The following is a 17086-nucleotide window of genomic DNA, read 5'->3' on the forward strand; positions in this document are numbered from 1 at the left end:
CCTCTTTTTACCGGCCATTCCATGCAGTTCGCGGTACGCACCCTAGCACCGGACATGCACATCGCCAGCGTGCTCGTCGACGCCCCGGATGAGGCGGACGCGCGCCGCCAGGTCGAGGCGCGCGGGCTGTTCGTCAGCGCCATCGAACCCGTGCACGCGCCGCTGCTGCGCCGCCAGCGCGGCGGCAAACTGTCGCTCGTGCTGTTCAGCCAGGAGTTGCTGGCCCTGCTGACGGCGGGCCTGGGCATCGTCGAAGGCCTGGAAGCGCTGCTGGAAAAGGAAGCCAGTCCCGCCACGCGCGGCGTGCTGGAACGCCTGCTCGCCGGCCTGCGCGAAGGCAAGCGCCTGTCCGCCGTGATGGCCGCGCAGCCGGCGCTGTTTCCGCCGCTGTACGTGGGCATCGTGCGGGCGGCGGAAGGCACGAGCGACCTGCCGCGCGCACTCGAACGCTATATCGAATACCAGCAGCGCATCGATACCGTGCGCGCCAAGGTCGTCAGCGCCTCCATCTATCCGGCGATCCTGCTGCTCGTGGGCGGCGGCGTGTCGATCTTCCTCATGTCGTACGTCGTGCCGCGCTTCGCCGAGGTGTACCAGGGCGCGGGCCGCAACCTGCCGTGGATGTCGCGCATGATGCTCGAGTGGGGCCAGTTCGCGGGCCGCCACGCGGCCGGACTGCTGATCGGCTTCGTGGCCACCGTCGCCGGCGCCACGGTGGCGATCCGCCGCGCGTTGAAACGTGGCGGCGCCGCGCGCCTGCTGGCGAAACTGCCCGGCATCGGCGAGCGCGCCCGCATCTACGAACTCTCGCGCCTGTACCTCACGCTGGGCATGCTGAACGAAGGCGGCATCACGCTCGTCAATGCGATCGACACCGTGCAGGGCATGGTGTCGCCGGCGGTGGCCGGCAGCCTGCGCGCGGCGCGCGCCGCGATCGAGGCGGGACGGCCGCTGTCCGACGCGTTCGAGGCCAACGGCCTCACGACGCCGATCTCGCTGCGCATGCTGCGCGTGGGCGAGCGCACGGGCGCGATGGGCACGATGCTCACGCGCTCGGCCGCGTTCTACGATGGCGAGATCGGGCGCTGGATCGACCGCTTCACGCGCACGTTCGAACCGCTGCTGATGGCGGCCATCGGCCTCGTCGTCGGCGCCATCGTCGTGCTGCTGTACATGCCGATCTTCGACCTGGCCGGAGACATGTCGTGAACGCGCCCCTCGCCAGTCTCGACGCCGCGCTGCTCGCCCGCGCCCGCGCACAGAGCCGGCAGTCGCGCCGTTCGCTCGTGGAGGAACTGCAAGGCTTGTCCGGCCTGGAACCGCGCGAGATCGTGAGCCTGCTGGCCGGGCCGTTCGGCCTCACGGTCATGGAAACGCCCGAGATGTTCGGCCAGCAGCCCGCGTTCGACCTGCTGCCGCTGGCGCAGGCGCTGCCGCGCCACTGCGTGCTGCTGCGCGACGACGCGAAACGCCTGACGGGCGTGATCGCCGATCCGTTCGACCTCGATCTGCAGACATGGCTGCAGGCGCAGGCCGGCGCGACGGCGGCGGCGCCGCTGCACCTGCGGCTCGCGCTGCAATCCGACATCCAGGCCTACCTCGGCAAGCACGAGGAGTCCGCGCGCGCCGTCGACACGCTCGGCGGCGACACCGGCGCGAACGCCTCCGACCGGCGCGACGGCAAGAGCGCGACGGTGCTGTCGTTCGCGTCCGTGTCGGAAGCCGCGAGCCCCGCCGTCAAGCTCGTGAACTCGACCCTGTACGACGCCCTGAAGGCCGGCGCCTCCGACATCCACCTGGAGAGCACTGCCGGCGGCCTCGCCGTCAAATACCGCGTGGACGGCGTGCTCGATCACGCGGCCTCGGTCGGCGGCGTCGAGCTGGCGGAGCACATCATCTCGCGCCTGAAAGTGCTGGCGGAACTGGACATCGCCGAGCGCCGCGTCCCGCAGGACGGCAGCTTCCGCGTGGAGTCGGCCGGGCGCGACATCGACCTGCGCGTGTCGATCATGCCCAGCATCCATGGCGAGGACGCCGTCATCCGTATCCTCGACAAGCGCGCGATGATCGAAGCCTACGGCTCGCTGACGCTGGAAGCGCTGGGCTTCGACGCGCCGTCGCTGGTCACCCTGCGCGCGCTCGCGCAGGAGGCCTACGGCATGCTGCTGGTGACGGGGCCGACGGGTTCCGGCAAGACGACCACGTTGTACGCCGCGCTCACCGAGATCCACAACGGCCGCGAAAAGATCATCACGATCGAGGACCCCGTCGAATACCAGCTGCCCGGCATCCTGCAGATCCCCGTCAACGAAAAGAAGGGCCTGTCGTTCGCGAAGGGCCTGCGCTCGATCCTGCGCCACGATCCGGACAAGATCATGGTCGGCGAGATCCGCGACCGCGAGACGGCGGAGATCGCGGTGCAGTCGGCGCTGACGGGCCACCTCGTGCTGACGACGGTCCACGCCAACAACGTGTTCGACGTGTTCGGCCGCTTCACGCACATGGGGATCGATCCGTATGCGTTCGTGTCGGCGCTGAACGGCATCTGGGCGCAGCGCCTGATCCGCATGAACTGCCCGCGCTGCGCCGTGCAGTACACGCCGGCAGACGAGGAACTGGCGTCCGCCCACCTGGCGCGCGCGGACGTGGCGGACTACGTCTTCATGCGCGGCCAGGGCTGCGGCGATTGCCGCGGCACGGGTTACAAGGGGCGCCGCTCGATTGCCGAGATCCTCACGCTGAACGACGAGATCCGCGAACTGATCGTCGACAAGCAGCCGATCCGCCGCATCAAGGCGGCGGCCGCCGCCAACGGCACGCGCAGCCTGCGCCTGGCGGCGCTGGATCTCGTCAAGCGCGGCGCCACGACGATCGAGGAAATCCGGAGGGTCACGCTGCATGCTTAGTTCGTTCAAGTCCGGCTTCGGCCAGTCCCTGCGCATCGGGATCGCTCCGGACGCGCTGGCGCTCGTGCGCACCAGCATCTGGCCGCACGAGCGCGCGCGCCTGCTGGGCCAGGTCGCGGCGACGGGGGCCGATCCGGTGTCGCTCGGCGCCGCGCTCGGCATGCTGCTGGGCGAGCACGACGTGGCCGGCCTGCCGGCGACGGTGGTGCTGTCGGACGATCTCGTGCGCCTGTGGCAGGTGACGCCGCCGCAGGGCGCGGCGCGCCTGGCCGACCTGGAAGCCGCGGCCGCGCTGCGCTACCAGGCGCTGTTCGGCGGAGGCCTCGGCGGCTGGAGCATCAGCGCCGACTGGGACGCCGCGCGTCCGTTCCTCGCGGCCGCGCTGCCGCTGGCGCTGCTCGAACAGCTGACGGCGGCGGCATCCAGCCAGCGTTTCAGGCTCGTCGAGATCGTGCCGCAGTTCGTCGCCGCGATGAACCAGCACCGCCGCGTGCGCCGCGCGGGGGCGTGGTTCGGCGTCGTGCACGGCGGCGTGCTGTCCGTGGCCGCGTTCGACGGCGACCTGCTCGCCGCGGTGCGCACGGCCCCGATACCGGCCGGCGCCGACCGCGACTGGCTGGAAGGCCACGTGGCGCGCGAGGCGTTGCGCGTGGGCCTGTCGCGGCCGGAACGCCTGCAGATCTGCGGGCCGGCGCCGACGGGCTGGGCGAGCAGCGCGGGACGGTTGAAATTCGCCTGTACGCTGTTCGAGGACGAGACCGATCCGCTGTGGCCCGATTGCGCGCGGCTCGCGCTGACGGGGAGGGCGCCATGAAGAAAGTCCGCATCGATTTCGCGCCGCCGAGCCTCGCCCGGACCTGGTATCGCGCGCCGCCGGGGACGTGGAGCCTGCTGATCGCGGCGGTCGCGTTCGTGGGGCCGCTGGCCAGCACGGTCGCGCAGTACCGCGGCCTGCAGCGCATGGAGGCGCAACGCACGGCGCAGGTGGCCGAGGCGCGGGCACGCGCGGCCGCGCGCGCGCCCGTGGCGGCGCCTGCGCGCACGGTGCCGCCCGCGCAGGCCGGCGCCGTCAACGCGTCCGTGCAGCAGCTGAACCTGCCGTGGCGCGGCCTGCACGACGCGGTCCAGGCGGCGACGCCCGCCAGCATCGCTTTGCTGGCGCTCGAGCCGGACGCGAAAAAGAGCACCGTGCGCATCACGGCGGAAGCGAAGAGCAGCGACGACATGATCGCCTACGTCGAGCAGCTGGAGCGCATCGAGTGGTTCACCACCGTGCTGCTGGCGCGCCACGAGATCAACGAGCAGGACCCGAACCGGCCGATCCGCTTCCAGGTCGACGCCCAGTGGAGGGCCGCCCAATGAAGACGACGTTCGCCTCGCCCATGCTGCGGCTGCGTTTGACGCTGCTGCGCGCGAACCCGATCGTGCTGGCGGCCGCAATCGCGCTGGCCGTCATGGCCGGCGGGCTCGCGTGGACGCTGAACGCCGTGTGGGCAATGGAACGCGCGCAGGAAGCGTACGCCGCGCAGGCGAAGCAGAAAGCGCAAGCGGCGCGCGTGCCGCAACCCGCGCCCGCGCCGGCACCCGCGCCCGCCCCGGCCCCGGACAACCTCGCCGCGTTCTACGGCGCGCTGGGCGAGCGCCACGGCGCCGAGCAGCAGGTCAAGACGCTGTTCGCCCTCGCGGCCAAGTCCGGCCTCGTGCTGCGCCAGGGCGAGTACAAGCCCGGCTACGACCGCAACGCGCACGTCTACACGTACCAAGTGAACCTGCCCGTGAAAGGCAGCTATGCGTCGATCTGGCAGTTCGCGATGGCGGCGCTGCGCGCGATCCCGTTCGCATCGCTGGACGAGATCACCTTCCACCGCGACGCCATCGGCGACGCGACGGTGGAAGCGCGCCTGCGCCTGACGCTGTACCTGCGCGACGGGAAGCCGCAGCCATGAAGACGGGCGGGATCAAGCCGCGCCACGCGATCCTCGGGCTGGCCCTCGCCGGCGCGGGCCTGCTGGCCGCGTTCGGCGACAAGGCGCCAACCGGGGGCATCGCCGAACCTTTGGTGCGTCCCGCGCAGCCGGCGCTCGTGCGCACGCCGGTGCCCGCACGGGCGCCCGCCGCGGCGCCGGCCGCGAAGGCCGGCGAGGCGGGCGAAGCGCAGGCGATCCTCGCGCTGGTGCCGCGCGACACGCTGATCGGCGACGGCGACGCCGCGTTCGGCCAGGGGCAGAACGGCGCCGGTCCGTTCGCGCACCAGGACTGGACGCCGCCCCCGCCGCCGCCACAGCCCGCGCCGCCGCCCCCGCCGCCACCGCCGCCCACCGCGCCGCCGCTGCCTTTCACCTTCATCGGCAAGTCCGTCGGCGACGGCGCCTGGGAGGTCTACCTGGCGCGCGGCGCACGCATCTATGTCGTGCGCGAGAAGGGTGCCGTGATCGACGGGACGTACCGCGTCGATTCGATCGCCCCGCCGGTCCTGACCCTGACCTACCTGCCGCTGAACCAGGTTCAACAGCTCAATATTGGAGTATTCGATTGATCGCTCGCCCCATTCTGGCCCGCCGCCTGCTCCCCGCGCTGCTCGCCCTCCTGCTGTCCGGTTGCGCGGCACAAATGGCCTACCGCGAAGGAAACGAGCTCGTGGCCCAGGACAAGGTCGAGGCGGGACTGTCGAAATACCGCGAAGCGCTGGCCGCGGATCCGGCCAACGTCGTCTACAAGGCCGCCTTCCTGCGCGCGCGCGACGCCGCGACGAACCGCCTGCTGCCCCAGGCCGACCATGAACTGGCCGACGGCAAGCCGGAACTGGCCGTGGCCGATTACGAGCGCGTGCTGGCGATCGATCCCCTCAACGAACGCGCGCGGGCCGGCCTGCGCCAGGTCGAGGCGGACCATCGCCACGGCGTGCTGATGGGCGAAGCGCGCGCCGCGCTGGAGCGCAAGGATTACGACACGGCGAAAACCAAGCTCACCGCCATCCTGACCGAGCGCCCGACCCATGAAGCGGCGCGCCGGCTGCTGGCCGAAGTCAACGAGAAGATCGCGGCCAACTCGCCCGAGGCGGCGCTGGCGGCCGTGTTCCGCACGCCCATCAATCTCGAATTCCACGACGCGCCCCTCAAGCAGATCTTCGAAGTCATCGCGCGCCACTCGGGCCTCAACTTCCTGTTCGACAAGGACGTCAAGACGGACCAGCGCGCGTCCATCTTTCTCAAGAACAGCACGGTGGAAGCGGCCATCTACTACCTCCTGATGACCAACCAGCTGGAGCGGCAGGTCATGGACGGCAACACGATCCTGATCTACCCGAACATCGCGGCCAAGCAGAAGGAATACCAGGAGATGACGGTCAAGACCTTCTACCTGGCGAATACGGACGCCAAGACGATCGGCAACACGCTCAAGACGATCCTGAAATCGCGCGACGTGGTGGTGGACGAGAAGCTCAACCTCGTGATCCTGCGCGACACCCCGGAAGCCGTGAAGCTGGCGTCGCAGCTGGTGGCGCTGCAGGACGTGCCGGAGGCCGAGGTGATGCTGGACGTCGAGGTGCTGGAAGTGCAGCGCAACCGCCTGCTCGACCTGGGCGTCGACTGGCCCACGAGCCTCGCGTTCGCGCCGCTGCTGTCGGCGACGGGCGGCGCGATCACGATCGACGAGCTGCACCACCTGAACAGCCAGACGATCGGCGTGACGGGCGTCGCCGGTTCCATCACCGCGAGCAAGACGGACGGCGATTCCGAAACGCTGGCCGCGCCCCGCATCCGCGTGCGCAACAAGGAAAAGGCCAAGGTCGTCATCGGCGACAAGCTGCCGACCATCACGACGACGATTTCGTCGGGCGTGGGCGGCTTCGCGTCGGAGTCGGTGAACTATGTCGACGTCGGCCTGAAGCTGGACGTCGAACCGACGATCTACCTGAACAACGAGGTCGGCATCCGCATCTCGCTCGAAGTCAGCAACCTCGTCGACACGGTCACGACGAAGGGCGGCACGACGGCCTACCGCATCGGCACGCGCTCGGCGTCCACGATGCTGCAACTGAAGGATGGCGAGAACCAGGTGCTGGCGGGCCTGATCAAGAACGAGGACCGGTCGAGCAGCACCAAGCTGCCTGGCCTCGGCGACTTTCCGATCCTGGGCCGCCTGTTCGGCAGCCAGCAGGACACCCGCAACAAGACCGAGGTGGTGTTGTCGATTACGCCGCACCTGATCCGCAACCTGCAGCGCCCGCCGGCGTCCAGTTCCGAATTCAGCGCCGGCACCGAGGCCAGCTTCCGGCGCCGTCCCGACACGAGCGTGCGCTCGCCGGTGCAGCTGCCGGCCCAGGGCACGCGGGCGTTGCCGGGCATGCCTGCGCGCGTGCCGGTGCCGGCGCAGCCCGCGCAGGCGCCCGCGCAACCGCATGCGCCGCCGCCCGCGGCAGCGAACGTGCAGGGCGGGATGGTCCCGGCCAGCAGCGTCGGCGCCAGCGCCGCGCTGCCGCCCGCACCGGCGTCCGTGGCGCCGTCGGAACTGCCGTCCGCGCCGCCGATCCAGATCACGCCGCTGCCGCAGCCGGAGGTCATGCCGATGCCCCAGCCGGCCGCCAACCGCGTGCCGGCATCGCAGGCCGCGTTCCCGAACCAGAAATGAACGCCCGGCGCCCGCGCGGCTTCACGCTGATCGAGCTGCTCGTCACGCTGGCGATCCTGGCGCTGCTCGGGACGCTCGTCGTGCCGACCGCCCAGGTCGTGCTGCAGCGCCGCCACGAACAGGCGCTGCGCCTCGCGCTGCGCGAGATCCGCGCCGCCATCGACGCCTACAAGAAGGCGGGCGACGAGGGCCGCGTCGCGCGCGCGGCGGGCGCTTCCGGGTATCCGCCGAAACTGGAGGTGCTGGTCGAGGGCGTGCCCGACCAGCGGAGCCCGAAGAAAGCCAAGATCTATTTTCTGCGCCGCCTGCCGCGCGACCCGTTCAACGGCGACGCCGACCTGAAGGACGCCGAGACCTGGGGCAAGCGCAGCTACGCCAGCGAGCCGGACGAGCCGAAGGAAGGGGACGACGTGTACGACGTCTACTCGACCTCGGGCAAGGTCGGGCTGAACGGCATCCCCTACGACCGCTGGTGAGCGCATGAAGATGAAACGCAAGCTGGGCTTCACCCTGATCGAACTGCTGGTCGTGCTGGGCATCGTGGCGCTGCTGCTGACGCTCGCGGTGCCGCGCTTCTTCCCGAAGGTCGACAGCGCCAAGGAGACGATCCTGGCCGAGAACCTGCGCAACACGCGCGCCGTCATCGACCAGTTTCATGAAGATACCGGGCGTTATCCGGAATCGCTGCAGCAGCTCGTCGAGAAAAAATACCTGCCGGCGCTGCCGTTCGACCCCATCGCCGACAGCGACTCGGCCTGGATCGTCGTCCCGCCGGAAGACGGCGACAAGGGCGGCGTCTACAACATCCGCAGCGGCGCGCCGGGTTCGGGGCGCAACGGCACACCGTATGCGGAATGGTAAAGCGCTCCGGCGCGAGGGCGGCTTCACCTACCTCGGCCTCGTGATCCTCGTGACCGTGATCGGCCTCGTCGGCGCGGCCACGTTGAAGGTCGACTCGCTGCTGCGCAGGGCACAGGCCGAGGACGACCTGCTGGAGACGGGCGCCGCGTTCAGCGAAGCGCTGCGCACGTATGCCGAGGCGACGCCCAAGGGCCAGCCGTCGCAGCCGCCGTCGCTGCAGGAACTGTTGAAGGACCCGCGCTTTCCCGGCGTGCGCCGGCACCTGCGCAAGATCTACGTCGACCCGCTGACCGGCAAGGCCGAGTGGGGCATCGTGTGGGCCAATCCGGGCGAGCGGCGCGGCGTGCTGGCCGTGTACAGCCTGTCGAAGGCGAAGCCGCTGAAGGTGGCGCATTTCGACGCGCGCTTTTCCGGATTCGAGAACAAGCAGCACATCTCGGACTGGAAATTCGTGGCGACCGGGCAGGGCCTCGTGCAGGGCCAGGTGCTGGCACAAGGCAAGCCCCAGGCGCAGGGCCAGCCGTCGCTGTTCCAGGCGCCGCCCGCGGGCGCGCCGCCGGAGCAACCGTCGCTGTTTCCCGGGCGGGGCGCGACGCAGTCGGACACGGCGCGGCCGGACGACAGTCCGGCGCCCGCGCCGTCCGAGCCGGCCGTGACGGCACCGGCACCGTTGGAGAAAGACGGGGAGCCCGCGCCGTCCGCCGCGGACGACGGCCGCCAGGGTCTATCTGACTAACGAAAAGCCAGCGGCATAAGTTTTACGTCGTTCCCGCGGAGGCGGGAACCCAAGTTTGAAAGGCCGCCCGCGTAAAGTGGGTCCCCGCCAAGGAGTGCCCAGGCGGACCGGCCCGTCACTTGGCGCGGCGCATGAACTGGCGCGGACGGAAGCCCAGCGCCAGCAGCGCGGCGAAATACACGCTCGCGCTGGCGCCGATGATGAGGAACAGGGCGCCGGCGCGCAGCACGGCGTGGGCACGCAGCGCGGCCCAGTCGAGCTGCGCCTGGCTGAACCACGCCACGGCGCCCATCAGCGCGACGGCCACGACGACCTTCACGAAGAACGGCAGCCAGCCCGCATGCGGCACGTAGATCGCGCGCCGGCGCAGGCCCGTGAACAGGAACGTCGCGTTGATGCAGGCGCCCAGGCCGATCGACAGCGCGAGTCCCGCCACGCCGAGTACCGGCACGAACACCATGTTCATCAGCTGCGTGGCGACGAGCACGCCGACGGCGATTTTCACCGGCGTGCGGATGTCCTGGCGCGCATAGAAGGCCGGGGCGAGGATCTTGACGAGGATGATGCCCAGCAGGCCGGCCGCATAGGCCATCAGCGGCGCCGTGGCGGCGGTGACGGCGTGCGCGTTGAAGGCGCCGTAGTTGAACAGCGTGGCGATCAGCGGCTCGGCCAGCGCGGCCAGGCCGACGGCCGCCGGCAGCGCGAGCAGGAACGTGAGGCGCAGGCCCCAGTCGAGCAGGGCGGAGTATTCGGCGGTGTCGCCGTCCGCGTTCGCCTTCGACAGGCTGGGCAGCAGCACCGTGCCCAGCGCCACGCCCAGCATGCCGGTGGGGAATTCCATCAGCCGGTCCGCGTACTGCAGCACGGAGACGCTGCCGGCGCCCAGGCGCGACGCGATGTTCGTGTTGATGAGCAGGCTGATCTGGGCGGCCGACACGGCGAACACGGCCGGGCCCATCTTCTTGAGGATGCGGCGCACGCCGGGATCGGTCAGGCCGGCGAGGGGATTGAACGACAGGCGCGGCAGCATGCCGATGCGCTGCAGGGCGGGAATCTGGATGCCGACCTGCAGGACGCCGCCGACCATCACGGCCACGGCCATCGAATAGACGGGCACCTCGAAATACTTCACCATGAACAGCGAAAAGAAGATCGAGGACAGGTTCCACAGCACGGGCGTGAACGCCGGGATCTTGAATTCGCGCCAGGTATTCAGCACGGCGCCGGCCAGCACGACGAACGACATGCACAGGATGTACGGGAACATGAGGCGGGTCATGACGACGCCGGCATCGAACGCCGCGCCCTTGAGGCCGCTGGCGATGACGTACAGGACGACGGGCGCGCCGATGATGCCGATGATGCTGGTCGCCAGCGTCGCCCACACGAGGGTATTGGCCACGTGGTCGACGAGGGTGCGGGTGGCGGCGTCGCCTTTCTGGCTCTTGTATTCGGCCAGGATCGGCACGAAGGCTTGCGAGAACGCCCCTTCGCCGAACAGGCGGCGCAGCAGGTTCGGCAGGCGGAAGGCGATGTTGAAGGCGTCGGTGTAGTCGCTGGCGCCGAAGGCGCGGGCAAACAGGGAGTCGCGCAGCAGGCCGGTGATACGGGACAGCATCGTCATGCTCGAGATGGCTGCCAGGGTCTTGAGTAGGTTCATAGCCCGCGATTATAGCTGGGCTAGTGCCTCCAGAACCCTTTGCGCTGACGAAATGCGAACGAGGATTTGCCCTGCGATGAAACCTTCGCTATAATCGAGGGCTGTATTGAATTCTGTTAGCAGACACTCGTTTGGCAGGCACTGGAATGGGCCGGTTTGAATGTTTGCAAACGCAACTTGACCCCGATTAGGAAATTCCATGGCAAATACCGCACAGGCACGCAAGCGCGCTCGTCAAGCAGTCAAGCAAAACGCACACAACTCGGCCCAGCGCTCGACCCTGCGTACCGCAATCAAGGCCGTCCGCAAGGCCATCCAGGCTGGCGACAAAGCCGCCGCCTCGCAAATCTTCCAGCAATCCGTGTCGACCATCGACAGCATCGCTGACAAGAAAATCATCCACAAGAACAAGGCCGCTCGCCACAAGAGCCGCCTGGCTGCCGCCCTCAAGGCACTGTCGGCTTAATACACCCGACAGCAACGCACGCGCGGCCGCAGGCCGCGTCCAGCGTGGATGAAAAACCCGCCCGACCACGTCCGGCGGGTTTTTTGTTGCCTGAAACCGGGGTCAGAGCCCGTTTTTGGGTAATAAAAAAGCAGCCTGGCAGGCTGCTTCCTTGGCAGGCCGGAGCCTGCTGGATGTCGAGAAGCTTACTTGGTTGCCGGCTCGGCAGCAGCAGCGTCGGCGGCAGCGGCCTTCTTGGCTTTCTTGTGGTGCTTCTTCATTTTCTTCGCAGGAGCGGCGGCCGGCTCGGCGGTGGTCGATGCGGCCGGAGCGGCTGCGGCCGGGGCCGGAGCTTGCGCGGCGAATGCGGAAACGGCGAACAGGGAAGCAACCAGGCCAGCGATCAGTTTGGACATTTCGGGTTCCTTTAAGAAGAAGGTGATCCACAACGGTGAATCTGTTCCCTTAACGATGCCCAAGAGTTGCCGGTTGACAGGCTTTTGTCGCTCCCACATTAACTTTTAGAAAGGTTGATTTTCCTCAACCCGTCAACCCTTGCCGCCCACGGCCGCCGCCGGCACTTCCATCCATTCCCCGGGCATCAGCGGATGCGTCGCCAGCGAAAACGGGCCGATGCTCGAGCGCACGAGGCGCAGCGTGGGCAGGCCGACGGCGGCGGTCATGCGCCGCACCTGCCGGTTCTTGCCTTCCTCGAGCGTGATGGCGACCCAGCTGGTCGGCTTGTCCTGGCGCACGCGGATGGGCGGGTTTCTCGGCCACAGCCAGTCCGGTGCCGCGATCAGGCTCGCGCGGCACGGCTTCGTCGTGAAGTCGCCCAGGTCGATGGGGGCCTGCAGCCGATCGAGCGCGGCGCGGTCGGCGACGCCCTCCAGTTGCACGAGATACGTCTTCGCTTCCTTGTGGTCGGGGTGGGCGATCTGGTGCTGCAGGCGGCCGTCGTCCGTGAGCAGCATCAGGCCTTCGCTGTCGGCGTCGAGGCGCCCGGCCGGATAGATATTCGGGATGGTCAGGTAGTCGGCGAGGGTCTCGCGGTCGTCCTCGCGCGAGAACTGGCACAGTACCTGGAAGGGTTTGTTGAACAGGATGAGGGACATGAAGAATGGATTTGGTGCATAATGTTGTGCCAGTGTTGCGTCTTAGACAAGACCGACGGCCATATCACTATTCTAATGGAGATCGCAGACCTGGCGGGCTGACGCCGCCTTCGCGACCCGCCGTGCGCCCACTTCGGAGAACATGATGCTTCAACATATCAAAGTACCTACCGATGGTCAGAAGATCACCGTCAACCCGGACTTCACGCTGAAGGTCCCCGACCAGCCGGTGATTCCCTATATCGAAGGCGACGGCACCGGCGTCGACATCACGCCCGTGATGCTCAAGGTCGTCGACGCGGCCGTGGCGAAGGCCTACGGCGGCCGGCGCAAGATCGCGTGGATGGAAGTGTTTGCCGGCGAGAAATCGACGCAGGTCTATGGCCCGGACGTGTGGCTGCCGGCCGAAACGCTGGACGTCGTGCGCGAGTACGTCGTGTCGATCAAGGGCCCGCTGACGACGCCCGTCGGCGGCGGCATCCGCTCGCTGAACGTCGCGCTGCGCCAGGAACTCGACCTGTACGTCTGCCTGCGCCCCGTGCGTTATTTCACCGGCGTGCCGTCGCCGCTGCGCGAGCCGCACAAGACCAATATGGTGATCTTCCGCGAGAACTCGGAAGATATCTACGCCGGCATCGAATGGGCGGCCGAGTCGCCCGAGGCAAAGAAGGTCATCGAGTTCCTGACCCGCGAGATGGGCGTGCGCAAGATCCGCTTCCCGGAGACCTCGGCGATCGGCGTCAAGCCGGTGTCGCGCGACGGCACGGAGCGCCTTGTGCGCAAGGCGCTCCAGTATGCGATCGACAACGACAAGCCGTCCGTGACCATTGTCCACAAGGGCAATATCATGAAGTACACGGAAGGCGGGTTCCGCGACTGGGCCTATGCGCTGGCGCAACGCGAATTTGGCGCCGAGCTGATCGATGGCGGTCCGTGGTGCAAGTTCAAGAACCCGCGCACGGGCAAGGACATCGTCGTCAAGGATTCGATCGCGGACGCGTTCCTGCAGCAGATCCTGCTGCGCCCGGCCGAGTACAGCGTGATCGCCACGCTGAACCTGAACGGCGACTACGTCTCGGACGCGCTGGCGGCGCAGGTCGGCGGCATCGGCATCGCGCCGGGCGCCAATATGTCCGATTCGGTCGCCATGTTCGAAGCGACGCACGGCACCGCGCCCAAGTATGCGGGCAAGGACTACGTGAACCCGGGTTCGCTGATCCTGTCGGCCGAAATGATGCTGCGCCACATGGGATGGACGGAGGCTGCCGACCTCATCATCAGTTCGATGGAAAAGGCGATCGCGTCGAAACGCGTCACCTACGACTTCGCGCGCCTGATGGAGGGCGCCACCCAGGTATCGTGTTCGGGCTTTGGCGAGGTCATGATCGAGAATATGTAAGCAGTTTTATTGACGCACATCAAGCCCCGTCCATGCGGGGCTTTTTGTTTTCTCCACTAATATATAGAGAGTGCGATGCTGGGCGCGTGAGGCAGGCGTATTTTGTGCGTTGCGCCATAAAAAAACCCCGCCGTAGCGGGGCTTTCTGCTTCCGAGGGTGCTTACGCGCCGACGATGTTGGAAGCTTGCTTGCCTTTCGGGCCTTGCGTGACTTCGAATTGGACTTTTTGACCTTCTTTGAGGGTCTTAAAACCGTTCATATTGATCGCGGAGAAATGTGCGAACAAATCTTCGCCGCCGTCATCAGGGGTGATGAAGCCAAAACCTTTGGAATCATTGAACCACTTAACAGTACCTGTTGCCATAAAATAACCTTCGATTAAAAACAAATCACACGAGCCATAAAAGCAAGAAGCTTCTTGCCCCCTCCTCAGCCTGCTCACTTCTTATCAACAAGTACATAAGTACATGTCAATAACTGCATTGTTGGTGCAATAATCTTGTAAGTCAAGCGGTTTTGAACACGCGTTGTAAAAATTTACATAGTGGCCAAAAATCAAGCTCTTGATTTTCGCAACGGAACCGCCATCTGCGCACCAACTGGAAAACGCGTAAGATGGAAAGCAAATGGGATTACCCTGAGCGTTAGTTTCCGCACACACGAAGATCGAAAGCAATTTAGAATACCCCTATGGCAACCAAGCACGATACCGAACAGCTGCTGGAGCGGCAGACAGTCAAGCCACCTCCCTTGTATCAGGTGGCGTTGCTCAATGACGACTACACGCCGATGGAGTTCGTGGTCGCCATCATCCAGGAGTACTTCAACAAGGATCGCGAGACGGCGACGCAGATCATGCTTTCTGTACACCGCCATGGCAAAGGCGTGTGCGGCGTGTTTTCCAAAGATATAGCGTGTACCAAAGTGGAGTTTGTATTAACGCATGCGCGCAAGGCAGGCCACCCCCTGCAGTGCGTGATGGAGGAAGTATGATTGCGCAGGAACTTGAAGTATCACTACACATGGCCTTTGTCGAAGCGCGGCAGGCTCGGCACGAGTTCATCACGGTCGAACACCTGCTGCTGGCGCTGCTCGACAATCCGTCGGCCGCTGAAGTCCTGCGTGCGTGCGCGGTCAATATCGAAGACCTGCGTAAGACCTTGACGAATTTCATCGGCGACAACACTCCGACGGTGCCCGGCACCGGCGAAGTCGATACCCAACCGACGCTGGGCTTCCAGCGCGTGATCCAGCGCGCGATCATGCACGTCCAGTCGGCGTCGAACGGCAAGAAGGAAGTCACGGGCGCGAACGTGCTCGTGGCGATCTTCGGCGAGAAGGACTCGCATGCCGTTTACTACCTGCACCAGCAGGGCGTGACCCGTCTCGACGTGGTCAATTTCATCTCGCACGGCGTGCGCAAGGACCAGCAGATCGACAGCCAGAAGGCGTCGGAAGGCGTGGAAGAGGCGCAGGTCGAAGGCCAGGCCAAGGAAAGCCCGCTGGATCAGTTCACCACGAACCTGAACAAGGCTGCCGCCGACGGTCGCATCGACCCGCTGATCGGGCGCGAAGAGGAAGTGGACCGCGTGATCCAGATCCTGTGCCGCCGCCGCAAGAACAATCCGCTGCTCGTGGGCGAGGCCGGCGTCGGCAAGACCGCGATCGCGGAAGGCCTGGCATGGCGCATCGTCCAGGAAGACGTGCCCGAGATCCTGCAGAATGCCGTCGTGTATTCGCTGGACATGGGCGCCCTGCTGGCGGGCACCAAGTACCGCGGCGACTTCGAGCAGCGCCTGAAGGCGGTGTTGAAGCAGCTCAAGGACACGCCGAACGGCATCCTGTTCATCGACGAGATCCACACGATCATCGGCGCCGGCTCGGCGTCGGGCGGCACGCTCGACGCATCGAACCTGCTCAAGCCGGCCCTGGCGAACGGTCAGCTGAAGTGCATCGGTGCGACCACGTTCACGGAATTCCGCGGCGTGTTCGAGAAGGATCATGCATTGAGCCGCCGCTTCCAGAAAGTGGACGTGAACGAGCCGTCGGTCGAGCAGACCGTGCAGATCCTGCGCGGCCTCAAGTCGCGCTTCGAAGAGCACCATGGCGTGAAGTATTCGGCGTCGGCGCTGTCGACCGCCGCCGAGCTCGCTGCGCGCTTCATCAACGACCGCCACCTCCCCGACAAGGCGATCGACGTGATCGACGAAGCGGGTGCGGCCCAGCGCGTGCTGCCGAAGTCGAAGCAGAAGAAGACCATCGGCAAGACCGAGATCGAGGACATCATCGCGAAGATCGCGCGGATTCCTCCGCAGACCGTCAACCAGGACGACCGCAGCAAGCTGCAGACCATCGACCGCGACCTGCGCAACGTCGTGTTCGGGCAAGACCCGGCCATCGATGCGCTGGCGTCCGCGATCAAGATGGCCCGTGCCGGCCTCGGCAAGCAGGACAAGCCGATCGGTTCGTTCCTGTTCTCCGGCCCGACCGGCGTCGGCAAGACGGAAGTCGCGAAGCAGCTGGCGTTCATCCTCGGCATCGAGCTGGTACGTTTCGACATGTCCGAGTACATGGAACGTCACGCCGTGTCGCGCCTGATCGGTGCGCCGCCGGGCTACGTCGGCTTCGACCAGGGCGGCCTGCTGACCGAGGCCATCACGAAGAAGCCGCATGCCGTGCTGCTGCTGGACGAGATCGAGAAGGCCCATCCGGACATCTTCAACATCCTGCTGCAGGTGATGGACCATGGCACGCTGACCGACAACAACGGCCGCAAGGCGGACTTCCGCAACGTGATCATCATCATGACCACGAATGCAGGTGCGGAAAGCCTGACCAAGCGTTCGGTGGGCTTCGTGGATTCGAAGGCGCAGGGCGACGAGATGGCCGACATCAAGCGCATGTTCACGCCGGAGTTCCGCAACCGCCTGGATGCGATCATCAGCTTCCGTGCGCTGGACGAGGACATCATCCTGCGCGTCGTGGACAAGTTCCTGATGCAGCTGGAAGAGCAGCTGCACGAGAAGAAGGTCGAAGCCATCTTCACCGAGAAACTGCGCAAGTTCCTCTCGAAGAAAGGTTTCGATCCGCAGATGGGCGCCCGTCCGATGTCGCGCCTGATCCAGGACATGATCCGCAAGGCGCTGGCCGACGAGCTGCTGTTCGGCCGTCTCGTGAACGGCGGCCGCGTCACGGTCGACCTGAACGAGAAGGACGACGTGTTCCTCGAGTTCCCGGAAGGGGACGTCCCGCCGCCGCCGGAGCCGGTCGAGACCGTCGAAATCGAATAAGCGACCCCGGTCGCTGCAACGAAAGCCCGCCTCGTGCGGGC

The 17086-nt window shown here is 66.6% G+C and carries 18 protein-coding genes; 14 read left to right on the forward strand and 4 right to left on the reverse strand.

The features are described from left to right. Positions 1 to 21: 21 nt before the first annotated feature. The 10 genes from ACEN9Q_RS04720 to ACEN9Q_RS04765 are packed head-to-tail and all read left to right on the forward strand — an operon-like array spanning position 22 to position 9135. Positions 22 to 1209, forward strand: coding sequence for a type II secretion system F family protein (locus ACEN9Q_RS04720; protein ID WP_056447361.1), 1188 nt, complete (start codon positions 22 to 24; stop codon positions 1207 to 1209). Then, positions 1206 to 2906 (forward strand): GspE/PulE family protein, encoded by a 1701-nt coding sequence (locus tag ACEN9Q_RS04725; RefSeq protein ID WP_495627538.1) that lies wholly within the window; start codon positions 1206 to 1208, stop codon positions 2904 to 2906. The genes ACEN9Q_RS04720 and ACEN9Q_RS04725 overlap by 4 nt, the downstream gene beginning before the upstream one ends. Continuing rightward, positions 2899 to 3720 (forward strand): hypothetical protein, encoded by an 822-nt coding sequence (locus ACEN9Q_RS04730; protein ID WP_082548243.1) that lies wholly within the window; start codon positions 2899 to 2901, stop codon positions 3718 to 3720. The genes ACEN9Q_RS04725 and ACEN9Q_RS04730 overlap by 8 nt, the downstream gene beginning before the upstream one ends. Further along, on the forward strand, positions 3717 to 4268 hold the full coding sequence (locus ACEN9Q_RS04735) for a PilN domain-containing protein (RefSeq protein WP_495627539.1): 552 nt from the start codon (positions 3717 to 3719) through the stop codon (positions 4266 to 4268). The genes ACEN9Q_RS04730 and ACEN9Q_RS04735 overlap by 4 nt, the downstream gene beginning before the upstream one ends. Next, positions 4265 to 4852: a hypothetical protein gene (locus ACEN9Q_RS04740; RefSeq protein ID WP_056447368.1), complete on the forward strand. Its 588-nt coding sequence runs from the start codon at positions 4265 to 4267 to the stop codon at positions 4850 to 4852. Before ACEN9Q_RS04735 ends, ACEN9Q_RS04740 begins: the two co-directional genes overlap by 4 nt. Beyond that, positions 4849 to 5442: a hypothetical protein gene (locus ACEN9Q_RS04745; RefSeq protein ID WP_495627540.1), complete on the forward strand. Its 594-nt coding sequence runs from the start codon at positions 4849 to 4851 to the stop codon at positions 5440 to 5442. The genes ACEN9Q_RS04740 and ACEN9Q_RS04745 overlap by 4 nt, the downstream gene beginning before the upstream one ends. Then, positions 5439 to 7538: a secretin GspD/PilQ domain-containing protein gene (locus ACEN9Q_RS04750; RefSeq protein ID WP_307189023.1), complete on the forward strand. Its 2100-nt coding sequence runs from the start codon at positions 5439 to 5441 to the stop codon at positions 7536 to 7538. The genes ACEN9Q_RS04745 and ACEN9Q_RS04750 overlap by 4 nt, the downstream gene beginning before the upstream one ends. After that, positions 7535 to 8014, forward strand: a complete 480-nt coding sequence (locus ACEN9Q_RS04755; RefSeq protein WP_056447369.1) for a type II secretion system protein — start codon at positions 7535 to 7537, stop codon at positions 8012 to 8014. The genes ACEN9Q_RS04750 and ACEN9Q_RS04755 overlap by 4 nt, the downstream gene beginning before the upstream one ends. A 10-nt stretch (positions 8015 to 8024) precedes the next feature. Continuing rightward, complete coding sequence (locus ACEN9Q_RS04760) at positions 8025 to 8399, forward strand: type II secretion system protein (RefSeq protein ID WP_495628915.1); 375 nt, start codon at positions 8025 to 8027, stop codon at positions 8397 to 8399. After that, positions 8386 to 9135, forward strand: a complete 750-nt coding sequence (locus ACEN9Q_RS04765; protein ID WP_056447375.1) for a type II secretion system protein — start codon at positions 8386 to 8388, stop codon at positions 9133 to 9135. Before ACEN9Q_RS04760 ends, ACEN9Q_RS04765 begins: the two co-directional genes overlap by 14 nt. 115 nt (positions 9136 to 9250) lie before the next feature. On the opposite strand, the gene murJ is transcribed toward ACEN9Q_RS04765, so the two are convergent. Next, on the reverse strand, positions 9251 to 10795 hold the full coding sequence (gene murJ / locus ACEN9Q_RS04770) for a murein biosynthesis integral membrane protein MurJ (RefSeq protein WP_495627541.1): 1545 nt from the start codon (positions 10793 to 10795) through the stop codon (positions 9251 to 9253). A 199-nt stretch (positions 10796 to 10994) separates the two neighbouring features. Here murJ and rpsT point away from each other — a divergent pair, with 199 nt between their 5' ends. Further along, a complete protein-coding gene (gene rpsT / locus ACEN9Q_RS04775) occupies positions 10995 to 11261 on the forward strand; it encodes a 30S ribosomal protein S20 (protein ID WP_056447379.1) in 267 nt (88 codons plus the stop codon). Between the two features lie 185 nt (positions 11262 to 11446). Here rpsT and ACEN9Q_RS04780 read toward each other — a convergent pair whose 3' ends face one another. Continuing rightward, complete coding sequence (locus tag ACEN9Q_RS04780) at positions 11447 to 11656, reverse strand: hypothetical protein (RefSeq protein ID WP_056447381.1); 210 nt, start codon at positions 11654 to 11656, stop codon at positions 11447 to 11449. Between the two features lie 132 nt (positions 11657 to 11788). Beyond that, positions 11789 to 12355: a pseudouridine synthase gene (locus ACEN9Q_RS04785; RefSeq protein ID WP_495627542.1), complete on the reverse strand. Its 567-nt coding sequence runs from the start codon at positions 12353 to 12355 to the stop codon at positions 11789 to 11791. A gap of 145 nt (positions 12356 to 12500) precedes the next feature. Between ACEN9Q_RS04785 and icd the strand changes: the two genes are divergently transcribed. Continuing rightward, positions 12501 to 13754 carry an NADP-dependent isocitrate dehydrogenase gene (gene icd / locus ACEN9Q_RS04790; RefSeq protein WP_056447638.1) on the forward strand — a complete coding sequence of 418 codons (1254 nt, stop codon included), beginning with the start codon at positions 12501 to 12503 and terminating at the stop codon, positions 13752 to 13754. A gap of 161 nt (positions 13755 to 13915) precedes the next feature. On the opposite strand, the gene cspE is transcribed toward icd, so the two are convergent. Continuing rightward, positions 13916 to 14119: a transcription antiterminator/RNA stability regulator CspE gene (gene cspE, locus ACEN9Q_RS04795; protein WP_036165387.1), complete on the reverse strand. Its 204-nt coding sequence runs from the start codon at positions 14117 to 14119 to the stop codon at positions 13916 to 13918. Between the two features lie 326 nt (positions 14120 to 14445). Here cspE and clpS point away from each other — a divergent pair, with 326 nt between their 5' ends. Both clpS and clpA read left to right on the forward strand, forming a co-directional pair. After that, a complete protein-coding gene (gene clpS, locus ACEN9Q_RS04800) occupies positions 14446 to 14748 on the forward strand; it encodes an ATP-dependent Clp protease adapter ClpS (protein ID WP_027864722.1) in 303 nt (100 codons plus the stop codon). After that, positions 14745 to 17045, forward strand: a complete 2301-nt coding sequence (gene clpA / locus ACEN9Q_RS04805; protein ID WP_056447385.1) for an ATP-dependent Clp protease ATP-binding subunit ClpA — start codon at positions 14745 to 14747, stop codon at positions 17043 to 17045. Before clpS ends, clpA begins: the two co-directional genes overlap by 4 nt. Positions 17046 to 17086: the final 41 nt, after the last annotated feature.

This window comes from Massilia sp. Masssp93 (genome assembly GCF_059491295.1).

Bases quoted from the DNA above. Each gene is read 5' to 3' on its own strand.
- ACEN9Q_RS04730 (WP_082548243.1), top strand. From the start codon at position 2,899: ATGCTTAGTTCGTTCAAGTCCGGCTTCGGCCAGTCCCTGCGCATCGGG.
- murJ (WP_495627541.1), bottom strand. From the start codon at position 10,795: ATGAACCTACTCAAGACCCTGGCAGCCATCTCGAGCATGACGATGCTG.
- ACEN9Q_RS04735 (WP_495627539.1), top strand. From the start codon at position 3,717: ATGAAGAAAGTCCGCATCGATTTCGCGCCGCCGAGCCTCGCCCGGACC.
- ACEN9Q_RS04720 (WP_056447361.1), top strand. From the start codon at position 22: ATGCAGTTCGCGGTACGCACCCTAGCACCGGACATGCACATCGCCAGC.
- clpA (WP_056447385.1), top strand. From the start codon at position 14,745: ATGATTGCGCAGGAACTTGAAGTATCACTACACATGGCCTTTGTCGAA.
- ACEN9Q_RS04740 (WP_056447368.1), top strand. From the start codon at position 4,265: ATGAAGACGACGTTCGCCTCGCCCATGCTGCGGCTGCGTTTGACGCTG.
- ACEN9Q_RS04785 (WP_495627542.1), bottom strand. From the start codon at position 12,355: ATGTCCCTCATCCTGTTCAACAAACCCTTCCAGGTACTGTGCCAGTTC.
- ACEN9Q_RS04780 (WP_056447381.1), bottom strand. From the start codon at position 11,656: ATGTCCAAACTGATCGCTGGCCTGGTTGCTTCCCTGTTCGCCGTTTCC.
- clpS (WP_027864722.1), top strand. From the start codon at position 14,446: ATGGCAACCAAGCACGATACCGAACAGCTGCTGGAGCGGCAGACAGTC.
- icd (WP_056447638.1), top strand. From the start codon at position 12,501: ATGCTTCAACATATCAAAGTACCTACCGATGGTCAGAAGATCACCGTC.
- ACEN9Q_RS04760 (WP_495628915.1), top strand. From the start codon at position 8,025: ATGAAACGCAAGCTGGGCTTCACCCTGATCGAACTGCTGGTCGTGCTG.
- rpsT (WP_056447379.1), top strand. From the start codon at position 10,995: ATGGCAAATACCGCACAGGCACGCAAGCGCGCTCGTCAAGCAGTCAAG.
- ACEN9Q_RS04755 (WP_056447369.1), top strand. From the start codon at position 7,535: ATGAACGCCCGGCGCCCGCGCGGCTTCACGCTGATCGAGCTGCTCGTC.
- ACEN9Q_RS04745 (WP_495627540.1), top strand. From the start codon at position 4,849: ATGAAGACGGGCGGGATCAAGCCGCGCCACGCGATCCTCGGGCTGGCC.
- cspE (WP_036165387.1), bottom strand. From the start codon at position 14,119: ATGGCAACAGGTACTGTTAAGTGGTTCAATGATTCCAAAGGTTTTGGC.
- ACEN9Q_RS04765 (WP_056447375.1), top strand. From the start codon at position 8,386: ATGCGGAATGGTAAAGCGCTCCGGCGCGAGGGCGGCTTCACCTACCTC.